Here is a 21,647-nt window from a genome sequence, read left to right on the forward strand (position 1 = left end):
TGACTGCTCCCCCTGAGTATGTCGCGCCCGTAGCGCGCTTCGAAGCCGCAAGAATTCCCTTCAGCAGAACGAAGATGGAGAGTGGCACCCTATCCGTTCGCTATTCAGTCGTCCGGCTTCTCGAGCGAGTAGCCGGCAGACCTGACAGTACGAATGACGCTCCCTGGCGAGGCCGCCTTCAGCGCCTTTCTGATCCGGCTGATATGGACGTCGACAGTGCGTTCACCGATATGGATATTGTCCGGCCAGGCCGCGTCGATCAGCTCGTCTCGGCTGAATACCTTGCCGGGAGCCTCAAGAAATTGCCGCAGCAGGTTGAATTCGAGAGGTCCGAGATGGATGTCGTGGCCATTACCTCGAACCCGGTGAGCATCGAGCTTCATCTCAAGGCTGCCGCAACAGAGCCAGCTGCCGTTTTCGATCCCGTTTGAACCCAGCTTTGGCAGCGCCAGCTTCATCCGTAGACAGTCAAGCAGCTTGGCCGGCGCGAAGGGCCGCACAAAGCTCTCGTCAATACCTGCCTTCCAGAGATCGAGGTGCTGGTTCTCGGCGCCAGGCGCGATCAGGGCAATAACGGGCAGGCGGCCGGTCCGGGGTTCCCCCTTGAGCCGGGCGCAGATTGTAGAGCCTGTCGCGCTTGCTGGCCCGCAGTCCAGCACTACGGCCTGGAGCTCCCGTTGATCGGCCAATGCAAGTGCTTCTTTCACGCCCCCTGCCGGCTCACTCGTAAAGCCGTCCACCCCCAGAATGTGGCTGAGGAAGAGATACAACTCAGCATCTTGCGAACAGATCAGGACCAGTGGCTTCATCAGCGCTACCCCAAGAACCACATCGGCATCGACCGCCTCGGTTGAGTGGGCTGGCCATGGCATGTCCTCAAGGCCTGACATGATCCCCTTGATCCAAAATCGGTTCCATCACGCCCGCGCCACCTCGGGATAAGCCTCAATGGCTGCGGTGGCATCGCCGGCCAGTTGGGTACCGGCCGCAGCGAGTTTCCAGAACGTCTCGAAGCCGAACCGATGGACGTCGCGCAGGGTCTTGGACAGAACGACCAGTCGCCCGGCCGTGAAGAGCACGCGCCCGAAGCCCTCGTGGCTTATCTCCATCATCGGCGATGCCATCAGGCCGGAGCGCTCCTCGATCGCAAGCCCGACGGCGGTGTAGAACTTATCGAGCCTCCACAGCACGTCCGGATCGGGATCGCCGATGATGGGAATTGCACGGCGCTGTTCCCTGGTGATGATAAAGTCGCCCAGCAGCTCGGCGTCCGATTTGCCTTCCCATGACCCATGGGAATCATTGGCACGGATCAGCCGCACGAGGCATTTGACGAACGGGGCGGCAAGGGCCGCCTCATCCTCCGTGGCGGCAGGGCTAGCAGCGGATTCAAACATTTCGCCCACTCCTCATTTCAGCTTTCGTCCTCGAAGGAGGGTTTCTGTTCAGCGACACCTGCCTGCGCCAGCACCTTGCGCAGCCAAGGGGGAGGACACGTCCTGAGCATCATCTGCGTGCGCAACAGCACCTCTTGGATGGTTTGGGGCTGCGGCACTTTGATCGGATGGATTTTTGCGGAAACAAGTTTGGCTGCCGAAGGTCCGCCGATCGCCAGACAAAACAGCAGATGACAGCCCTTCAGTGCCTCCACCTTCGGGGTGATGCGGTCATCGCCCTCAGTTCGGTGCTTCCCGGTTTCGTCGGAAACGTCATCGAAGGCCACGGCTTCGACGAGGTGCCACTCCTCGCGCGTCACGTCGTAGACAGCAAAGCGCTTGGCCGACCCGAAATGGGCGTTGAGGTTCTTCATGTCCTGCGTGGCGATCGCCACGCGCAATGCGCCGGCTTGGCGTTCCGGCGTCGGTGCGTGAACCTCGTCAGTGACGAGCGAGAGGCGACGGACGGAGCTCATCTGGCATTTCTCGCGTACGGAGTGGATCAAGCGCGTCAGGCGTCGGCGCGTGCCCGTTGGCTTCGAAAATATTCGCAACCTCGAAGATCAGGTCGCGGGTCCCCTGGTAGAGGATTGTGAGCTTGTGCTGGGCCCCGAGCCGGTCGAAGATCGGGAAGCCGACCCGCATGAGCGGAATGCCGAGGCGCTGCGCCGCCTGGCGGCCGTGGGAATGGGTGACGAGAAGATCAGCGCCGGCGCCAAGAGCTTCCAAATCGCCGAGATCGCCGATTTGAACCGACTGCGCCGGCACTTCCTCCAGAATTTTCGACATAGCGGCCGTTGTGACCGCCGCCGCAATTTCGGAGCCCATGCCGATGAAGAAGCTCGCGAGTTGGTAGAGTTGGTCTGGTTCAGCAGCGATCGCAATTTTCTTGCCTCCAAAGTGGAAATGTCCGTCGAGCAAAGCGTCCTGCAACTGCGCCCGGCGACGGCGCACCCCAGCCGGCGCCCCCGCGCCCGAAACCGCGGACAGCAGCGAGACGAACCGGTCGGCGTCCCTCAATCCAACAAGCGACCGGAACAGCACGTAAGGCACGCCGGTCAACCTCTGCAGCAGCTCGGCCGGGCGGCGCATATGCTCACCGATGGCGACGCATTGCTCGGCCGTGCCAAGCTCACGGATATCCTCGACACTGGTGCCGCCATAGGTGGTCGTGACCCAGCGGTCGGGCACCGTACCGTCGAGCGAGCCGGAGACGTCCGGCAGAATTACCGGCTTCAGTCCAAAGCTTTCAACCATCTCACGCAAATGCTCGATATCAGCCACAGTAAGGTTGCAGCCAGGCAGGATCACGATCTTCTTCGATTGCCGCGCCTGCTCGCCGGGCCGCGTAATCCTTTCGATCATCGCTGTGACAGCCTTGGCCCAGCCCTCTTCGATCGCGCCGTCGAAATCCGGTGTGTTGGCCAGCACCACCTCCGTACCTGCGAGTTCTTCCCTGCGCTTCAGCCTGATATTGGCGACATCCCCTGCGCAGTCTTCGCCCCGGGTTTCCACCAGCGCCGTCGTGCAGACCCCGATCAGCGTTGGCTTTGTGCGGGCCTTGAGGTTGAGGATCGCCTCTTCCAGATGGTCTGCCCCGCCGAGGATCGTCGCCACCTCGTCCATCGCCGTTGTCTGCAAGGGGATGGCTTCCTTGAAATGTCGCACGAAGAGCACGAGCGCAAAGCTGGTGCACCCCTGGCTGCCGTGGAACAACGGCATCGCGCCGTCGACGCCAAGAAAGGCCAAGGCGGCACCCAGCGGCTGCGATGACTTCAGCGGATTGACTGCCGCCGCTTTGGTCGGGGGAAGGATGCGGACCATCGGCTTTCCTCAACACTCGCCGAAATCACCGGCCGTCGTGCCGGCGAATTCCTGGACAACATGCAAGGCCGCGGTCTCGCTTTTCGTGCGCGGCAGTTCCTGCCTCACCGCAGGCTGGCAATCCCATGGTGCCGGCTCCCGTACCTGGCACCAGATGGGGTTATGAATGGCCAGGTCGATCTGGCGTACGAGTTCCACCATGCCGTCATAGCCGGCGTAAGGGTGTTGGCGCTCCTGGTTGATATCGAGCCAGGGTGTCTTGGCCTTCAGCGCGATGAATTGCGTGCGCCCGCCCGACAGCATGATATCGGCCTTGTGTTCTGAGAGCATGGCGTAAAGCTCGCGCGGCGCCATCTGGTCGAACATGTGGTTGTCGTCCTTGAGGATCTGCTTGATGCGCTGCTTGTCTTCGACGGTCGACTTCTTGACAGAGGTGCCGACGATCTCGATGCCTATCTCCATCAGCGCATGGACGACCGACCAGGACTTCACGCCGCCGGTGTTGAGCAGCACGCGCTTGCCTTCGAGCCTCGGGCGGTAGGCGGCGAGCTTCTTCCAAGCGATCGCCTCCTCCTCTGCAATCAACGTCTCGGTGCGGCCGAGGATCTCCGGATCGGCACCTTTCTTCACGAGCAGCTGAGAGATCTGTCGGAGCGCTTCCGAGGTGTCGGTGATGCCGTAGAAGGAGCCCTCGAAAAACGGGATGCCCCAGCGCTGCTCCATCTTGCGGGCTAGATTGATGAGCGCGGTCGAGCACACCATCATAGCCGCCCGGGCGCGGTGGGCGCAGGCAATGTCGAAGTAACGCGCGTCGCCCGAAATGCAGGCGCGCACCCGGATGCCGAGCCGATCCAGCAGCGGCTTCACCAGCCAGAATTCGCCCGAGAGGTTGAATTCGCCAAGAATGTTGATGTCGTAAGGGCCGGCATCGTCGGGCTCGACCGTGCCGATGACATGCTCGAGCAACGCCTCGCCGGCAAGCTTATTGCCGAGATTCTTGGAGCCGACGAAGCCCGGCGCATTGACCGGTACAACGGCCAAGCCGAACTTTTCCGCCGCGCGCTTGCAGACGGCCTCGATGTCGTCGCCGATCAGCGCCGTCACGCAGGTCGGATAGACGAAGATCGCCGGCGGCCCATACGCTTCCTTGATTTCGCGGATCGCTTTGAAAAGCTTGCGCTCGCCCTGCCCCATCACCACGTCGAGTTCGGTGAGGTCGGTCGTGAAGCTTGTGCGCCACAGGGTTGGCCCGGACGAAGCCGCACCGCGGTTGTCCCAGGAATTGCCCTCGCAGGCGAGCGGCGCATGGATCAAATGCGCAACGTCGGTGATCGGCTGCAGCACGATCTTGGCGCCGTCGAAGGCGCAGCCGCCGGCCGCAGCCCCGGGGGTTAGTGGCTTCGAACAGCCCACCTTGCGCGCCTTGGCATCCTTGTCGCGGTTCTGCTCGCAGGCGGGCTCATTGAAGGCATCCTGGATTTTGGCTCTCAGCGAGGACATTGCGTCGGTCTCCAAAGTCGGGAAGACGACCGGCCTCACCGAAGAGCCGGCCGCCACGCTTAACGGGTGAGGTCATACGAATAGTCCGTCACGCCCGTCTCGCTTGTCTCGCGATCGAGCTTGTCGAAGATCTTGTCCAGGATCGTCGTCAGTACGCGCAGCCCGCCTTGGTAGCCCATCAGCGCAAACCGATGGTGATGGTGGCGATCGAAGATCGGAAACGTCAGCCGGATCAGCGGCGTGCCCGTGTCGCGCTCCAGATACTTGCCATAGGAGTTGCCGATCAGCAGGTCCACCGGCTCGGTGAAGAGCAGCGAGCGCAACGCCCAGAGGTCCTTGCCCGCCCAGACTTGAGCACCCTTGCCGAAGGGCGATGATGCAAGCAGCTCCTTCAACTCCGCTTCCCACGCCGAGGTGCCGTTGGTGGCGAGGCAATGGGTCGGCTCGCCGCCCGTCTCCATGATGAAGCGGGCCATGCCGTAGACAAAGTCCGGATCGCCGTAGATGGCGTATTTCTTGCCGTGCAGCCAGGATTGGCTGTCCGCCATGGCGTCAACAAGTCGGCCGCGCTCCAGGCGGATTGCCTCGGGGATTTGCTTGCCGGAAATCGCGGAGACCTCCATCAGGAAGTCGTCGGTCGCCTGGACGCCGAGCGGGTAATGGAACGAGGCCGTCGCCTGCCCTACCCCCTGGCAATACTCGAGTGTTTTTCGGGTGTTGTAATGCTGTAGCGAAAATGTAGCCTCGGCGTTGAGTGCCTTCCTCACGTCTTCGATCTTCGTGCCGCCGTCATACATCCGGTATTCGCCGTCGGACGGCGTGTCGAACTGATCAGAGGCGTCTTGGATGAAGGAATAAGAAACGCCCATCAGATCGAGCAGGCGCTTGAGTTCCCGGTTGTTGCCAACACAGAAGCCGTCGAAACCCGGAATGATGTTAATGGTTCCCTCGGCTTCCGTGCGCTCCTCGCCTTTCCAGAAATGCTCCAAAATCCCCTTGAGCGTGACGTCGTAGCCATCGACATGACTGCCGACGAAGGCCGGCGTATGGGCGAATGGGACGTCGAAGTCGCGCGGGACCGAGCCTTCGTCCTTGGCGTTCTCGATGAAGCTGTGCAGGTCATCGCCAATGACCTCCGCCATACAAGTGGTCGAGACGGCGATCATCTTCGGGTCGTAAAGTTGGTACGTGTTGGCGAGCCCGTCGACCATGTTCTTCAGGCCGCCGAACACTGCCGCGTCCTCGGTCATCGAGGAGGAAACCGCCGAAGCAGGCTCCTTGAAATGGCGTGACAGGTGCGAGCGGTAATAGGCCACGCAGCCCTGGCTGCCGTGGACGAAGGACATGGTTCGCTCGAAACCTGCGGCCGCGAACACCGCACCGAGCGGCTGGCAGGCCTTGGCGGGGTTCACGACAAGCGCTTCGCGAGCAAGGTTCTTTTCGCGGTATTCCCACGTCTTGGTGAATTCGCCTTGGTCGGTAACGATCTGGTCCGGGTGAGGACATTCGAAATTCAGCCTCTTCTCGGCGAGCATCTGCCTGTATTCCGGCTCGCGGAACAGGGGCGCGTGGTCGAGAACTTTTTCAGCCGACTGCGGCATGGGTGGTTACCTCTTTCCATCTGGCCCGCCATACGGCGGCACAGGGACGTCGAAACGTTTCAAGTCTCCCGCGGACAAGCGGCCACAGGCGTTCACTGCCTCCCGGCTTCCGGGAGGCCAGGGTTTCATTCGGCTGCGATAGCCGCCGACGGCTCGGCTTTTTTCTTCCAGGGAGCGTCGTAGAGGTTCCAGACCGGGTTGTTGATGGCCAGATCCATGTCGCGGGCGAAGATCGCGAAGCCGTCGTAGCCGTGATACGGGCCGGAATAATCCCAGGAATGCATTTGACGGAACGGTATGCCCATCTTCTGGACCGGGTACTTTTCTTTGATGCCGGAGCCAACGAGATCAGGACGGATCCCCTCGATGAACTTCTCCAGCTCGTAACCAGTCACGTCGTCGTAGATTAGCGTGCCCTTCTTCACGTAGTGGCCGGTGCGCTGATAGTCGTCGTTATGGCCAAATTCGTAGCCAGTGCCGACGATCACCATGCCCAGGTCCTCATATGCCGTGACGACGTGACGGGGGCGCAGCCCGCCGACATAGAGCATCACCGTCCTGCCTTCGAGGCGCGGCCGGTATTTGGCGATGACAGCATCGACCAGGGGCCGGTATTTGGCGATGACAGCCTCGGCCTTGGCCTCGATTTCCGGCCCGAAGTGCTTGGCTATCTTGCGCAGAGAGGCTTCAGTCTGGGAGGGGCCGAAGAAATTGTACTCCATCCAGGCGATGCCATACTTTTCCTCCATGTGCCGGCAGATGTAGTTCATCGACCTGTAGCAATGGATGAGATTGAGTTTCGCCTTTGGCGCTCGCTCTATTTCGGCCAGCGTAGCGTCGCCCGACCAGTTGCCGACCACGCGCAGACCCATCTCCTCGAGCAGGATGCGCGAAGCCCAGGCGTCGCCGCCGATATTATAGTCGCCGACCACATTGACATCGTACTGGCCGGCCTCGAACTCGAGGTCCTTCTTCTCGAACACCCAGTCGCGGATCGCGTCGTTGGCGATGTGGTGGCCGAGGGATTGCGAGACGCCGCGGAAGCCCTCGCAGCGCACCGGCACGATTGTCTTTTCGTGCTCCTTGGCCTTGTTGCGGGACACAGCTTCGGTGTCGTCGCCAATCAGGCCAATTGGGCATTCGGATTGCACAGTCATGCCCTTGTTCAGCGGAAACAGTTCCTCGATCTCGTCGATGATCCGTTCGAGCTTCTTGTCGCCGCCGAAAACAATATCCTTTTCCTGGAAATCGGAGGTGAACTGCATGGTGACGAACGTGTCGATGCCAGTCGTGCCGACGTAGTAGTTGCGGCGCTGAGACCAGGAATATTGCCCGCAACCGACCGGGCCGTGCGAGATGTGGACCATATCCTTGACTGGACCCCACACCACCCCTTTCGAGCCGGCGTAGGCGCAGCCGCGAATTGTCATCACGCCGGGGATGGACTTGATGTTCGATTTGACCTCGCATTCGGAAAGGACCTCGCTTTCCTCGCCAGCCTCGTCGCCGCTTTTTGCGACGCTGAGGTGCTTTTTGCGGCGCTTCGCTGACTTGTCAGGATATTGCGACAGCACTTCCTCGATAAGCCTCGCATGGAGGCCACCGTCATTCTCGTATTCCAGGCTCATGGGACCCCTTTCAAGGTTCAGGGTGACGCCTCACCGACGAGGCGCCGTTCTTTGAAAGACGCACCAGGTCAGGCGGCGCCTCATGAAGGCAGCGGTCGCTACTGTGCGGCCGTCTTAGCCGCTTCCTTGACCTGAAGCTCGGCAAGCATCTGCTCGTCCGTCTTCATGATGCCGAAGTCGAGCAGCATGTCCTCGAGCTCCTCCATGGTGATCGGGGTCGGGATGGTGCCCTGGCCCGAATTCCCATGGATCTTCTCGGCCAGCGCCCTGTATTCCCCGGCCTGCTTGGAGTCCGGCGCATACTGGATCACAGACATCTTCCTGAGCTCGGCGTGCTGGACGATGTTGTCGCGCGGCACGAAGTGGATAAGTTTGGAATTGAGCCTGGAAGCAAGCGCCTCGGCGAGGTCGAGCTCGCGGTCGGTTTGGCGCTCGTTGCAGATCAGGCCGCCGAGCCGCACGCCGCCCGAATGGGCGTATTTCAGGATACCCTTGGCGATGTTGTTGGCGGCATAGAGCGCCATCATCTCGCCGGACATGACGATATAGATTTCCTGGGCCTTGTTCTCGCGGATCGGCATCGCGAAACCGCCACACACCACATCCCCGAGCACGTCGTAGGAGACATAGTCGACGTCGTCGTAGGCGCCGTTCTCCTCGAGGAAGTTGATTGAGGTGATCACCCCGCGGCCGGCGCAGCCGACACCCGGCTCGGGTCCGCCCGACTCCACGCATTTGATGCCTTTGTACCCGACCTTGAGCACGTCCGCGAGTTCCAGGTCTTCCACCGAACCTTCCTCTGCCGCGAGGTGCAGGACCGTATCCTGTGCCTTCGCGTTCAGGATCAGGCGGGTGGAGTCGGCTTTGGGGTCGCAGCCGACGATGAGGATTCTCTGCCCGAGGTCGACAAGGGCGGCGAGCGTATTTTGGGAGGTGGTGGACTTGCCGATGCCGCCCTTGCCGTAAAAGGCGATCTGACGCAAACCTGACATGTAGCTTTCCTTCCTTCGTTCCATTCATCGCGGCTGCCGCGACATGAATGTGGTCGGGCAGCTGTAGCCGCCTCGCACCTATGGATTTCAAGACTCGTGCCAATTTGGCCGTCGTGCCGCAGAAAAATTTCGTGGTTGCTTTTCAGCGATTTAGCTTGTGGCCAAACAGTGATTGTGGACGAAGCCGTGTAGCGGACCCGACAATGGCGACACAGCGCGTCGGATAGCGATCCTCAAGACCGCTATAGGCTGATCCAGAGACCGGAACATGTTGGGGCGGCGAGGCGGTCTCGGTATGGTACTTGGCGGTCGCGCGGCCGACCCGCCGCGCGAGTGGTTCGAGGCCAAGACACAGTTCGCCGTCGTCTTCGGCGAGCGCTTCGTCGGCCTATGACGAAACCGGCCTCACGGACAGGATTCCTGACAGCAGGCACTGCAACGATGACAGGGCAGCAAAACCAGTCGGCCCACATCTTTTCTGCTTTCCGAACGTGCTCTGCGAAGGCAGCAAGATTAGCGGCGGAACCCAAGCGACCAGGGCCGTGCCGCATGCGGCGGCTGCGGCATCGGACGAAGTTCGACGCAAGCGCATCATAGTTGGGCCGCACGAGATCGCGGATCCTCGGTCATTAAGCGTGCCGGGTGCGCTGCGGATATCGTTCTGCTAGCCGTTGGCGTGGACGGAATGCGTGAAGCTTTTGCGGTCGGTCCGGTGCGCGCGAGTAGAGGGAACGGCCCCAACTCCAGGATCATGTCGAGCAGGTCCGCAGGGGTCAGCGTTCGAGAATCTGGTGGCCCCGCATCACGCAGCGTCCGCACCGGTTTTGCCATGGTTGTACATCGCATCTCTCAGAGCCTGACCCGAAACTCGGGATTGGGCTTGGAAGCGGTTGAGTGGCGTCCGTTGTGATCCGCTTGAGTTGTTTAGACTTGAGCGGGATCACGAGAGGGTTGGACGGGGGCCACCCGCCGGCAATATTACGTGCGGGGCAGCGGGATGCAACCGCGTTGACGGACATGGAATGGGCGTTGATCGGGCCGTCCATGCCTGGAGCGAAGGCGACAGGACGACCACGGACCAAGACTGAAGTTAAGGCCGCCAGCGCCGCCGTCAAAGACATTTTGCTTTCGAACCCGGATGGATTGCACGAAGTGCTCCGTGCGGTGATGCAGGAGGTGCTTGAGGCCGAGATGGACGAGGCGCTGGGTGCCTCGAAGAGCGAGCGCACGCCCGAACGGCTTGGCTATCGCTCGGGCTATTACGGCCGTACCCTTGTGACGCGGGTCGGCAAGCTCGAGCTGCGGGTTCCGCAGGACCGGGCCGGGCGCTTCTCCACCGAGCTGTTCGAGCGCTACCAGCGTTCCGAGCGGGCCTTGGTGGCAACGCTTGCAGAGATGTATGTGCAGGGCGTGTCGACCCGCAAGGTCAGGGCGATCACGGAAGAACTGTGCGGCCATGCCTTCTCGGCCTCGTCGATCTCGGCCATCAACAAGCGGCTGGACGAGAGCCTCGCTGCCTTTGCCAGGCGCGCCTTCAAGAGCCGTTTCCTTACCTCATCCTTGGCAGATCAGCCCTGGCCTCTGCGAAATAAGGCGCAGAACCTATGGCGTGCACATGTTTCCCAACCGAAAGCTGCCTGCGCCTGGTCAGGGCTTTGGCCGTCGAGACCAATGAAAACTGGGATGGAGGCCAACCGATACATCAACATGGACGACCTGCGCGAGCACAAGAAGCTCGCTCTGCGCCAAGCCGCATGACCAGCGTCATGGCCGCCCCCTTTTTGCAGAACTTGACGCACACAACCATATATTGCTTGGACCGGCTGCCAGCGGCGGGCGTTGCAGGACTGCTTCCCGCCGTTTTGATGGTTCAACGCTATTTTCTAGTACCTGGCGAGACGATAGGCTGTACTTCCACCTGCGTGGCTGCGGCCCACCTGACGCTTGGTCGCCAGGCGAGCCCGACCGCCGGCATCAGCGACAGCCAATCGGCAAAGGCCGCGGACGTTGCCGGTTTGCGTGGCTACGACGGCATGTAGCAGCGTTGCCGGGCGGCTTCGGGGATCACCTCGCCGATCGCTGCCACCAGGCCGGCATGATCGTCGGACACGACCAACTCGACCTCTCGCCGACCTGGGCACGTGGACCATCAAGCGCTCCGACACGGCCAAGGTCTCGAGGTGCTGCCGCGACGATGAGACATCGAGCGAACCCTCGCCTGGCTCGGGCGTTGACCGGCTCGCCAAGCTTTTTCGAGACTATCGCAAGCGCCGAAGCGTGGGTCTTCATCGCCTCCATTCGCCTCATGCTTCGCCACCGCGCAGCTCCACCTCGCACGTAACCGAGTTTCGAGTCAGGCCCCAATCCGTTGTCTGATTGAAAGAATCACCGATCAACATACCAGTCCAGATACCCGCTCACAGGTCTCTTACTCCCCTTCGCGCTCTGTGCGTAGGACACTGTGCCTTTCGCAACCCAATTGGATTGTCTAAAGCATGACAAAGCTTGGCCTTACCGGACACGCAGAAACACGAAAAGCGAGCACCACATTGAAATTTCATCGCTTTTTCGCTTGGCATTGCTCTTGCTGTTTATACTCTGACGTTCACGTAGGAGCAGGGCCGTTCGATGTGTGTACGGATGATTTACTTGAGGGCATCACCGGCACGAGATGCTTCGAACAGGTGGATGCAACCGCCAAATCCGGTATTCGCGCGTCTTTATGCTCCGGCTCGTCAGCTACACCGCGCGCCGTGCATTTTGGATGATGTCTCTATAGCGATGTCCTCAATCTACGCCGCATCCTCTTCCAACTTTGGGCGGAGGCATGAGCGGAGGGAGCGCCTTCGTTCCGGCCGATCCCTCCATGACCGCCCTCATGGCGCGATGGCCTTACCGCCAACGAGACAGAATCTCCGCCATTGGCCCGCTCTGAGGACAAGGCAACTGCCATGATGAGCTTAGGTGTGCATTCCGAGGTCGCCCGGCTGCGAGAAGTGCTGGTGCACCGGCCAGGCCTTAACCTCCACCGTCTCACCCCGCGGAACTGCAACGGCCTTCTTTTCGATGACGTGCTTTGGGTGGAGCGCGCCGGACGGGAGCACGATACGTTCGTGGAGGCCCTGCGCGACCGTGGCGTGTTGGTGCACTCCTTGGACGGCCTGCTTTCTGCAACGGTGGCCTTGCCCGAAGCGCGCCGTTGGCTACTCGACCGTCGCGTCAATGCTTCCGCTGTTGGGCAAGACATGGTCGATGAATTGCGGGGCTGGCTTGAGGAGATTCCTGCTGGTCAGCTCGCGACATATCTGGTTGGCGGGATTCTTGTTGCGGAAATGCCGTTCAAACCGCGCAGCCTGACGGGGCAAACGCTAATGCCGGAAGATTTCGTCCTGCCGCCCTTGCCGAACCAGCTTTTTACACGTGACAGTTCCTGTTGGATCTATGGGGGCGTCACGGTCAACGCTATGTATTGGCCCCCAAGACAGCCGGAAGCTGCGAATGTCGAGGCCGTCTACCGCTTCCATCCGCGGTTTCGCGAGGCCAGCTTCACTTTCCTGTTGCCCGATGGGACAGACCCCATTTCCAGCCTCGAAGGCGGAGATGTGATGCCGATTGGCGGCGGCGTTGTGCTAATTGGAATGGGCGAACGAACCACACCACAGGCAGTCGAGGCTCTGGCGCGCCGCTTGTTCACGACGAAGGAGGTAACCCGAGTCGTCGCAGCGCTGATGCCGCGGAAACGCAACTGTGTGCATCTGGACACAATATTCACCTTCTGTGACCGCGACCTCGTGACGATCTACCCACAGGTTGTTGAGTTGCTGCACACGTTTTCGCTACGACCGACCAACGCTGAGGGTGTGCTCGACGTCACCAAGGAGACTCGACCGTTCTTGTCGGTGGTGGCCGAGGCGTTAGGATTGAACGCTCTCCGCACTGTCGCGACCGGTGGCGATAACTCCGCGGCCGAGCGGGAGCAATGGGATGCCGCTAATAATGTGGTCGCCGTCGAGCCCGGCGTCGTGATTGCTTACGAACGAAACGTATACACGAACACGATGTTGAGACGCGCCGGCGTGGAAGTGATCGCTGTCGACGGTGCGGAACTCAGCCGGGGACGTGGGGGCGCACACTGCATGACTTGTCCCATAGTGCGCGATCCAATCTGAGCAAAGGCACTATGACATCGACCCGCAAGGCACCAAAGACTGTACGCAATCTCGATGATTTCGGCTTCACCGTCGTTTCCTTTAGGTCTTAGCCCCGTGAGTGGCACGGCACCAGGTCGGCGACGTTCAACACTCCTCTGTTCGACAGCGTCGGCTTCGAAACCCAGGACTCTTCGGGCGATACGCAGTACGAGAGCGGCTTTGGAATGGATGTTGCCAGCGTCTCCACATGGTCGATGACCTACATCAGCGGCCCCTGTGGCATGCTTTAACCTGCTTACTAACCCGATCGGCGTCTTTCCCATGGTACCAAGTTCAGAATTCTCCACTCAGGCACCTTCCTCGGTGGTTATGGTTCGCCCCCATCATTTCACGGTCAATACCGAGACTGCTGCCGATAATCGCTTTCAACTATCGAATGAGAATGCTGGTGATCTCTCGCCGCTCGCATATGCGGAGATCACCCGCGCCGCCGCGCTGCTTCGAGAGCAGGGTATAGTGGTGTATTTGTTCGAGAGCGAGGGCAGCAACACTCCCGATTCAGTGTTTCCGAATAACTGGTTTTCAACCCACTCTGGCGGTTACGTGGCGATCTACCCGATGAAGGCCTTGAGTCGCCGGCGTGAGCGCCGGAGCGATATAATAGACATGCTGAAAAGCCGATATAGAGTGCAGGAGGTTATCGACTATTCTGGCCTTGAGCTGGACGGGCTCTTCTTGGAAGGTACCGGTTCGATGGTGCTCGATCACATCGATCGTGTCGCCTATGCGGTAATATCTGAGCGCACGGATCCTATCGCAGTTGAAAGGTTCTGCACCCAGTTTAGTTTTGAGCCGATTTTGTTCTCGGCGAAGGACCCCAGCGGGTTCGACATTTATCATACGAACGTGCTGATGTGCGTCGCAACCGATTTCGCCATGATCGGCCTCGACATGATTACGGACTCAGGGCGACGACGCGAAATCGTCAACCGTTTCGAACGGGCGGGCCGTCGAGTAATCGGGCTCACCAACGCACAGATCGAGAAGTTTGCAGGCAATGCCATTGAGCTCCTGGGCGGGAACGGGCGCATCTTGGCCCTGTCGACGACCGCACTTTTGGCATTGACAGCGGAACAGATCAGCATCATCGGCGAGAGCGCGCGCATCCTGCCCCTAGCAATTCCAACGATCGAGCTAGCTGGCGGTTCCGTGCGATGCACCATCGCCGGAGTGCACCTCACGCCCCGGGATTAGAAATCGGTCTGTTCGTTACGACCCGACCCTGCGGAAATAGGAAACCGGAACTCCAACTGCCACCGATGGATGACGAGCTGGCCGCTATCTCCCCCCGCCGCGACAGAGGAGTTAGCGGCCATGTCGGCCTCATCGCGCTCCGCAACATGCCTCCGTGAGGCGATAGGAGGGATCAACTCCCGGAGTCGGTTGACAATGCGAACTCAATCGTTTTTCCCTGGGGGACAGAAGCTAATCTCGTTGAAACGAGGGCTTCACAGATAGGTCCCTGCGATACACCGTTGATCAAAATTTCGACGGTGATGAGCCTTCGCCGCTGATCAACATGAGACGGGGCAGTGGCCTGAAGCATTACCTCGCCTAGCTGCCGCGGTTGAAGCTCAATGCTCTGAGCCTCTCCATCCGAGGCCCAACCAAATGCCGGTTGGAGGCGAGCGCTGTACACAGCAGGGCGCTCCAAGTTGTTGCGGAGCTTCACTGTATATATGAGCTTGCTGTTCGGCTGAACATGCGAAATATAAGGGAGCATCCGCGCCCAGAATAGATCGATAAAATGATTGGCGGGTTCATCTACGATACCTCGGAAAGCTTCTTCTTTACGTTCGATGTAACTCGTGTACTCGGCGATCCTCGCCTGATCCATGTCAATTAGCTTTCCGTGCCCAGGGCAGACAAGATCGGGGTTAAGTACCCGTATTACATTAGCGCAGCGATGATGCATCTCCAATTGAAAGCTGTTGCGCATGACCGTCGCCTGGATAGCAATCTCGCGATCAATCCCTCCGGCGCGAGGATTAAAAAGGAACAGATTGTCGCCGCCAAAAACGACTCGTTTTCCGTCGATCCTAGCCAGAATCATCGCGTGATATTCGGTCTGACCCGGGGCGTAATGCACCTCTAAGTCAAATCCTCGCCAGTGAAAAGCCTCACCGTCACTCAGAATCCGTTGCACTTCAATGGGTTTGTGGAAGCAGCACGGCGTACTTGCCCACGCAGCTGGATCGGCAATGACCTCGGCGACACAATCGAGGGCCCAGCACTTTGTGCCGAAATGTCGCTGGAGGTATGGTATGCCACAGACATGGTCATCGTGAATGTGCGTCGGCACGACGAGTTCAATATGCCGCACTCCATGATCATCGCGAAGCTGATCGATATGATGCTCGACGAAACGCAGGGCCTGCAGCCCGTCGGAATCGGCGCCGCTATGGAGATGCCCCTGCGAGGCTAGCCCATAATCAATCAACATTGCGTGACCGCTTCCACTCAGCACAACGTAAAAATTGGAGCAGGTGTAAGGCCCGGCCCACAGCAGATGTTCACTGATCCGCTCCAGCCTACTCTCGCGGATGGTCTGCGTCTCGTTGAAATTAACGTCTCGGCCCGATGTAAAAAGCCTGCCGATAGAAGAAAGTGTTTCGAGTCTCGATTCGAGCCTTTCGATGTCCCCCTTCACGTCGTTAATTGATGCCCCGTGAGATGGATAGGCGCTCTCGACGTTCTCCTTTTTTAAGGCGAGTATCGACTGCATTGTGAATTCGGCACCGAGAAGGTCACCGTAGCCATACTCCATTGCATGCAATTGATAGAGTTTCCCGCCGGCAGTCATCAGGTCGCCAATAAAGGCCACTTTCGTACCATCTACATCTACAATCAGGCTAACCATGCCGCAGGTGTGACCCTTCGCCGGAAGCACTCGAAATTCGTACTCCTTCCAGACGAAGGTACCGTAGTCTTCCAGAACAGCGTCGATCGCAAGATTTTCTCCTAGTGAGAAGAACGTGCTGCTGTCATTGTAGTTGTCGTAGATGCGTCGTGCCTGCCAGTACGCCTCGACATCGTCGAATAGGTGGCGTTCGTATTCCGGCACCGCGATTTTCGCCCCAGCTTTTTGAACGATAGGCGTTCCCCAGCACTGATCCCTGTGGTGATGGGTATGTAGAACCCAGTCGACCTGTTCGATGCCGATTGAATGAAGATGCTGCAAAACAGCGCCCGATCCTGTATCGATCAGCAGGCACTCCGAGCCACTTTTCAGAACGTAAACGGTACAGGTATCGTGATACGCCCAAAGGTGTTCGGAGAGCTGGATGAGAGACATTCTATTTCCTTCTCAGAGCGCTGATACGCTTGTGCCGAAGACGTTCTTGATCACGAGTGGTCCATCGCAAATGCGGACTTGGCTGTTACCATCAACTAAGCTCTCTCACATCGCTTCCACGCATATGGCGACGCCCCGTGCCGCCGCCGATGCAGAGCGTGGCCAGCCCTTCTTGGCGCCACGAGGCGCATCTCGTAGACCAGCGTGTTGGCGGGCGCCCGAAGCGCCGATCGGGTGACCGATGGCGATGGCGCCACCATTGACGGCTTCAGCCTCGCTCATCAGCAGCGCGCCGGCGGCACCGTCATTGATGCCGGAGGCATTGGCGGCCGTCACCGTGCCATCCTTGTCGAAGGCCGGCTTCAGCTTTGTCATGGCGCCGATCGTGGCGCCGTGGCGGATGTATTCGTCCTGATCGACAACCGTGTCGCCCTTCTTGCCCTTGATGGTGAAGGCGACGATCTCGTCCTTGAACTTGCCCGCCTTCTGCGCGGCCTCGGCCTTGTTCTGCGAGGCCAATGCGAACTGGTCCTGGTCGTCGCGGGTGATCTGGAACTGGCGGGCGACGTTCTCGGCGGTGTTGCCCATGTGGTAGCCATTGAAGGCGTCCCACAACCCGTCCTTGATCATGGTGTCGATCATCTTGTAGTCGCCCATTTTGACGCCGGCGCGAAGGTGCTCGGCGTGCGGCGACAGCGACATCGATTCCTGGCCGCCGGCAATGATCACCTTGGCGTCGCCGGTGGCGATCTGCTGCATGCCGAGCGCAATGGCGCGCAGGCCCGAGCCGCAAACCTGGTTGAGGCCCCAGGCGGTCGTCAACTTGGGCAGGCCGGCATTGATCGACGCCTGGCGGGCGGGGTTCTGGCCCTGCGCGGCGGTCAGCACCTGGCCGAGAATGACCTCGTCGACTTCACCCGGCTCGACGCCGGCGCGCGCCAAAAGCTCCCTGATGGCGACGGCGCCAAGTTCATGTGCCGGGGTGGCGGCGAAGGCGCCGTTGAAGGAGCCGACAGCCGTGCGTGCGGCGCTGGCAACGACCATGGAAGTCTTGCTCATGATGGCTCCTCTTCTCGTAAGCAGCGCCCTGGCTTTCTGTGGCGCGCCGCCAAGTCAGTTAACGATCGTTGCTTCGGTTGCCTTGAGTAATTGGTCATCAGTTCCAGTTGCCCGCTTAGGTATTGGCATATGAAATCGGCGTGCTCACCGACAGGAGGAGATCATCTTCTTGCTCTGCTTCAGCAGCATTCCGAGCCCGAAACCATCGACGCCCCAATCGTTCGATGCAATCGTCCGCTCCGTGGTCCCAGCGTCCCGGATCGCGCGGGTCACAATCTCCGGTATGCCCGCAAAGCCAAATCCGCCCGCAGCAATCAACATCCCGTCAAATAAAAGACCAGCGCAGAAGGGGCTTCCATATAGATCTTGTTCACGAAGCGCTACAATGGCGTTTGACATCGTTTCCCCGATTTCCAAAGGACACGTTGTTACCCGTGAGAATGGATCGACATCTCGGCATGCCGAGCAAAGGGTCTTATCTCTGTCGGCCGAAGACCGACGCTGGAAGATATGGCCATATGGGGACCACGGCGCAAAGGGTGTCATCACTTCCTCTGCCCAATCGATCGTCCCGACGCCTCGGGTACTGGGAAGACAGCATGGGCATCCACTATAGGCTTGAGTTTATCCATCACCTCAGGCAGCGGAGAAACAGACCGATTTTTCTTCGTCGAAACATGGAGCATTATGCTTTCGTAGGTCGCCAGCAAGGTGTCGTCGGAAGCCCGATACAGCCGCATAAAGTTATGGAGCTTTTTGCCGTCAGACGGCAACACTTGCGCCGTCACGTAAATCGCATCCCCGAGTTTCGCCTCAGCTAGCAGCCGAACATGGCTTTCGACGGTGTAGTAGCTGTAGCCTGCCTTCACATATTCGGCTCCGGCGCCGATCTGGTGAAGGAACACGTCGCAGGCGTCGGAATAGCACTGCGTGTAGCGATATTCAGTCATGTGGCCATTGTAGTCGATCCAATCAGCAGGAACCTCCAATTCCAGCAGCTTCATGGGCTCCGGACCTGGGTTGACTTGACGTTTAAAGGCATCGGTCTCAGCCATCGGGCCACCGCTTCCAAGTTTATCCAGAGTTTGACGAGGACAGCACACCCGCAAGTTACTGACCTAAAAGAGAACATGGCTTAGCGAGTGGAAAGCCCAGCAGGAGTCTGCCAGCTCGCACATAATTGCTAGCTGCTTGAGAACGATGTAATGTCCTGAGAACATGGGTGGCAGGATCATCGGCGCTGGAGCCATTGCAAAGCTGCTTAGTATTCAGTCGCAATGGTTTGGCCGTCGATGGCGATCGACTGGCCAGAAATAATGCGGCCCTGAGGACTGCAAAGATAAAGGATCATACTCGCAATTTCCTCAACGTTCACAAGCCTGCGCATCGAGTACAGCTTGAGCTCACGCTCTTTGATTTCCTCAATAGACACACCACGCGACTGCGCGGCCATGGCTTGGACCCTGTCCATTCTGCGTGAGTCGACAGAGCCGGGGCAAATCGCATTGACGTTGATGTTGTGCGGCCCCAATTCCATAGCCATGACCTCGGAAAGCCCGATCACAGCATATTTGGCGGCGCAATAGGGAGAGCGCAATGAATACGGCAGCAGGCCGGCCGTCGAGGACATGTTAATCACCGTTCCTCCCCCGGCAGCTTTGATAAGGGGTACGGCCGCTCTCGCACAAAAAAACGCGCCATCCAGATTCACGCCGAGAGTGGTCCTCCAATCTTCATCACTCACAGTTTCAATCGGTTTCGAAGGTCCAGAAATACCAGCATTGTTCACCAGGATATCAAGCCCGCCGAGACGGCTCTCAATCTCTCCAAAGAGCTTGGCTACCGGCTCGGATCTGGAAACATCGGTGGCGATCGTACCGATGCCTGAGCTTGGCAGAACACTCTGGAGAGCCTCTGCGTCGACATCGCAGACGAGCACTCTTGCTCCCTCGGCCGCAAAACGCTCTGCTACCGCCCTTCCGATACCGGCAGCACCAGCTGTAACCAGAACACGCTTGTTCTTCAGCCCTAGATCCATAGCAATTTTCCTCTGAACCAAAAATCTGTTCGCAGGCTCACTCATAGTGAGCCGATATGTGAATGTGATGGGTAGGTTCCCGGCGCATCGCAGGCGGCGGCAATTAGAGCGAGTCGCTGCCGCGGCGGACTCCGCTCTAGGGGTGGGGCAAGAAGGGCCGGGTTTAACCGGCCCTTCGCTTTTCCATTAGGACTGCAGCCAACACTCTACAAGCGCACGGCCGTTGCTCAGTTCCTGTGCCGGGTTGACGACCCAGCCTTCGACGCCCTTGCCGGTCGCGTCAACGAACTGATTGAAAAACGGTACGATCAGGCCGCCTTCGTCGCGCATGAGCTCGCCCATGTCGCGATAGATCTTCTTGCGTTTAGCCTGGTCGAGTTCGCCGCGCGCTGCAATGACCATCTTGTCGAAATCCGGGCGCTTAAAGCGGGTGTCGTTCCAATCCGCAGTAGAGAGATAGGCCGTCGAGTACATCTGATCCTGTGTCGGACGACCGGCCCAGAAGGAGAGAGAGAATGGTTGCTTGTTCCAGACTTCGGACCAATAGCCATCGCCCGGTTCGCGCTTGATCTCGATCTTGATGCCGGCCCTGGCGCAGCTCTGCTGATAGAGCTGGGCGGCGTCCACGGCGCCCGGGAAGGCGACGTCGGAGGTGCGGAGCAAGATCGAGCCGCTGTGGCCAGACTTCTTGTAAGCCGCCGCCGCCTTTTCCGGATCGAACTTTCGTTGCTCGATGTCCTCGGGGAACAGCGGATAAGCGGCGTTGACCGGCATGTCGTTGCCAACCGAGCCGTAGCCGTGCAAAACCTTCTGCAGCATCTCCTCGCGGTCCATAGCGAGCTTCAGCGCCATGCGCAGGTCATTGTTGTCGAAGGGCGCGGTGTCGCAGAACATGTTAAACGGGTAAAAACCGCGACCGGAGGCGGCACGGATGGTGACGCCGGGCTGTCGCTTGACGAGATCCACGATCTTCGGTTCGACGCGGTTGATCATGTTGACCTGGCCGCCCTGCAAAGCCGCTATCCGCGCCGTTGGGTCATTGATTACAATAATTTCGATCTGGTCGGCATGGCCGTATTTGTCGGGCTGCCAGTAATTCGCGAAGCGCTTGCCGCCATGGCGAACACCTGGCTCGTTGTCTGAAACTTTATACGGGCCAGTGCCGATTCCGGCGTCGGGCTTGTCCATGCCGCCATTTGGCTGGATGACAAGGTGATAGTCGGCCATAAGGTAAGGCAAGTCGGCGTTAGGATCTTTCAGTGTCACAACGACGTTGCCGCCGTCCACCTTCATGGTGTCGATGCTTTTTAGAATGCCGACGGCCCCGGACTTCGACTTTTCGTCGCTGTGGCGCTTCAACGTGGCAACGACGTCGTCCGGCGTCACCTCCTTGCCGTCGTGAAACTGGATGCCTTTGCGGATCTTCATGGTCCATGTCTTGGCGTCCTTGGAGCCCCCGATCTCCTCGGCGATCAGATATTCGATACCTCCGTCTGGTGCGAGGTCCACAAGCGTTTCACCCCAGCACTTGGAAAACACGAACGGCACCTGGCTGAGATTAATCGCCGGATCGAGGCTGTTGGTGGACTCGCCACCTTGAATGCCTGCCTTGAGCGTGCCGCCCCTGACCGGACCAGCAGCACGTAGCGCGCTGGAAAGCAGCGAGTTTGCAATTGTAGCGGTGACACCGAGGGCAGCAGCGCGGCCAAGAAAATCGCGGCGGCTCAGTTTGCCTGCGGCAACGCGGTGGCTAAGGAAATCGAGTTCGTTGGACACGTAGGTTTCTCCCTTGGATAGTTCGATTTGCCGTGTAGATGTTCCCACTCATTGGACGAGGGCTGGAGGCTCCTCGCTTTGCCTCGTTCGGGCAAATACTTGCATTACCGGCCCTCACCCTCTCCCGAGCGACCATGACGTCGATGGAATGCATGCCGGAGAGAGTTTTTGTTTCCCATCAACCGTGCGCCGTGAAAATGTTGTCGGCAATGCAATCGTTGGCAGAAGATTAATCGATGAATCAGATTACGCCTTGTATGACCTAACATGAAAGCAATGGCCGTGAG

General features: G+C 59.3%; 16 protein-coding genes and 4 pseudogenes. 5 read left to right on the plus strand and 15 right to left on the minus strand.

The window, feature by feature from the left end; all coding sequences use genetic code 11:
- Positions 1 to 104: 104 nt before the first annotated feature.
- From X739_RS138875 to nifH, 8 genes are all read right to left on the minus strand, one after another.
- The gene (locus tag X739_RS138875) at positions 105 to 890 is read right to left on the minus strand and encodes a response regulator transcription factor (RefSeq protein ID WP_023796213.1); all 786 of its coding nucleotides are present in this window, start codon (positions 888 to 890) and stop codon (positions 105 to 107) included.
- A 27-nt stretch (positions 891 to 917) separates the two neighbouring features.
- Entirely contained in the window at positions 918 to 1,397 is a 480-nt protein-coding gene (locus X739_RS138870; protein ID WP_023796214.1) for a NifX-associated nitrogen fixation protein, read from the minus strand.
- A gap of 17 nt (positions 1,398 to 1,414) precedes the next feature.
- Positions 1,415 to 1,912 carry a nitrogen fixation protein NifX gene (gene nifX / locus X739_RS138865; RefSeq protein ID WP_023796215.1) on the minus strand — a complete coding sequence of 166 codons (498 nt, stop codon included), beginning with the start codon at positions 1,910 to 1,912 and terminating at the stop codon, positions 1,415 to 1,417.
- A complete protein-coding gene (gene nifN / locus X739_RS138860) occupies positions 1,878 to 3,260 on the minus strand; it encodes a nitrogenase iron-molybdenum cofactor biosynthesis protein NifN (protein ID WP_023796216.1) in 1,383 nt (460 codons plus the stop codon). Before nifN ends, nifX begins: the two co-directional genes overlap by 35 nt.
- Positions 3,261 to 3,269: 9 nt before the next feature.
- A complete protein-coding gene (gene nifE, locus X739_RS138855; protein WP_023796217.1) occupies positions 3,270 to 4,760 on the minus strand; it encodes a nitrogenase iron-molybdenum cofactor biosynthesis protein NifE in 1,491 nt (496 codons plus the stop codon).
- A gap of 59 nt (positions 4,761 to 4,819) precedes the next feature.
- A complete protein-coding gene (gene nifK, locus X739_RS138850; RefSeq protein WP_023796218.1) occupies positions 4,820 to 6,361 on the minus strand; it encodes a nitrogenase molybdenum-iron protein subunit beta in 1,542 nt (513 codons plus the stop codon).
- A gap of 125 nt (positions 6,362 to 6,486) precedes the next feature.
- Positions 6,487 to 7,989, minus strand: a complete 1,503-nt coding sequence (gene nifD, locus X739_RS138845; protein WP_023796219.1) for a nitrogenase molybdenum-iron protein alpha chain — start codon at positions 7,987 to 7,989, stop codon at positions 6,487 to 6,489.
- Between the two features lie 98 nt (positions 7,990 to 8,087).
- Positions 8,088 to 8,981 carry a nitrogenase iron protein gene (nifH, locus tag X739_RS138840; protein ID WP_023763052.1) on the minus strand — a complete coding sequence of 298 codons (894 nt, stop codon included), beginning with the start codon at positions 8,979 to 8,981 and terminating at the stop codon, positions 8,088 to 8,090.
- Between the two features lie 1,044 nt (positions 8,982 to 10,025).
- On the opposite strand from nifH, the pseudogene X739_RS01000000166730 reads away from it, so the two are divergent.
- Positions 10,026 to 10,739 (plus strand): annotated as a pseudogene (locus tag X739_RS01000000166730) (transposase).
- The gene (locus X739_RS1000000169645; protein WP_023796222.1) at positions 10,736 to 11,020 is read left to right on the plus strand and encodes a hypothetical protein; all 285 of its coding nucleotides are present in this window, start codon (positions 10,736 to 10,738) and stop codon (positions 11,018 to 11,020) included. The pseudogene X739_RS01000000166730 and the gene X739_RS1000000169645 overlap by 4 nt, the downstream one beginning before the upstream one ends.
- Here the strand turns inward: X739_RS1000000169645 and X739_RS1000000168725 are convergent.
- Positions 11,017 to 11,115: pseudogene (locus X739_RS1000000168725) on the minus strand (transposase); the annotation flags it as partial. The gene X739_RS1000000169645 and the pseudogene X739_RS1000000168725 sit on opposite strands and share 4 nt — an antisense overlap.
- Here X739_RS1000000168725 and X739_RS1000000170895 point away from each other — a divergent pair.
- The 3 genes and pseudogenes from X739_RS1000000170895 to X739_RS138830 form a co-directional block, all read left to right on the plus strand.
- Positions 11,115 to 11,322: pseudogene (locus X739_RS1000000170895) on the plus strand (IS5/IS1182 family transposase); the annotation flags it as partial. The pseudogenes X739_RS1000000168725 and X739_RS1000000170895 overlap by 1 nt on opposite strands.
- 610 nt (positions 11,323 to 11,932) lie before the next feature.
- Positions 11,933 to 13,150: an arginine deiminase gene (locus tag X739_RS138835; protein ID WP_023796224.1), complete on the plus strand. Its 1,218-nt coding sequence runs from the start codon at positions 11,933 to 11,935 to the stop codon at positions 13,148 to 13,150.
- A gap of 303 nt (positions 13,151 to 13,453) precedes the next feature.
- The gene (locus X739_RS138830) at positions 13,454 to 14,386 is read left to right on the plus strand and encodes an arginine deiminase-related protein (protein ID WP_031252525.1); all 933 of its coding nucleotides are present in this window, start codon (positions 13,454 to 13,456) and stop codon (positions 14,384 to 14,386) included.
- A 172-nt stretch (positions 14,387 to 14,558) separates the two neighbouring features.
- Here the strand turns inward: X739_RS138830 and X739_RS138825 are convergent, their stop codons facing one another.
- From X739_RS138825 to X739_RS138800, 6 genes and pseudogenes are all read right to left on the minus strand, one after another.
- A complete protein-coding gene (locus X739_RS138825; protein ID WP_023796226.1) occupies positions 14,559 to 16,487 on the minus strand; it encodes an MBL fold metallo-hydrolase in 1,929 nt (642 codons plus the stop codon).
- A 105-nt stretch (positions 16,488 to 16,592) separates the two neighbouring features.
- Entirely contained in the window at positions 16,593 to 17,549 is a 957-nt protein-coding gene (locus X739_RS138820) for an acetyl-CoA C-acyltransferase (RefSeq protein ID WP_031252528.1), read from the minus strand.
- 95 nt (positions 17,550 to 17,644) lie between these two features.
- Positions 17,645 to 17,945, minus strand: a pseudogene (locus X739_RS1000000168730) (CoA-transferase); the annotation flags it as partial.
- Between the two features lie 146 nt (positions 17,946 to 18,091).
- Positions 18,092 to 18,601: a thioesterase family protein gene (locus X739_RS138810; RefSeq protein ID WP_023796229.1), complete on the minus strand. Its 510-nt coding sequence runs from the start codon at positions 18,599 to 18,601 to the stop codon at positions 18,092 to 18,094.
- 206 nt (positions 18,602 to 18,807) lie between these two features.
- The gene (locus X739_RS138805; RefSeq protein WP_023796230.1) at positions 18,808 to 19,584 is read right to left on the minus strand and encodes an SDR family oxidoreductase; all 777 of its coding nucleotides are present in this window, start codon (positions 19,582 to 19,584) and stop codon (positions 18,808 to 18,810) included.
- Between the two features lie 186 nt (positions 19,585 to 19,770).
- Entirely contained in the window at positions 19,771 to 21,360 is a 1,590-nt protein-coding gene (locus X739_RS138800) for an ABC transporter substrate-binding protein (RefSeq protein WP_023796231.1), read from the minus strand.
- Positions 21,361 to 21,647 lie beyond the last annotated feature (287 nt).

The sequence above is a fragment of the Mesorhizobium sp. LNHC209A00 genome, assembly GCF_000502915.1.
Classification (GTDB): Bacteria; Pseudomonadota; Alphaproteobacteria; order Rhizobiales; family Rhizobiaceae; genus Mesorhizobium.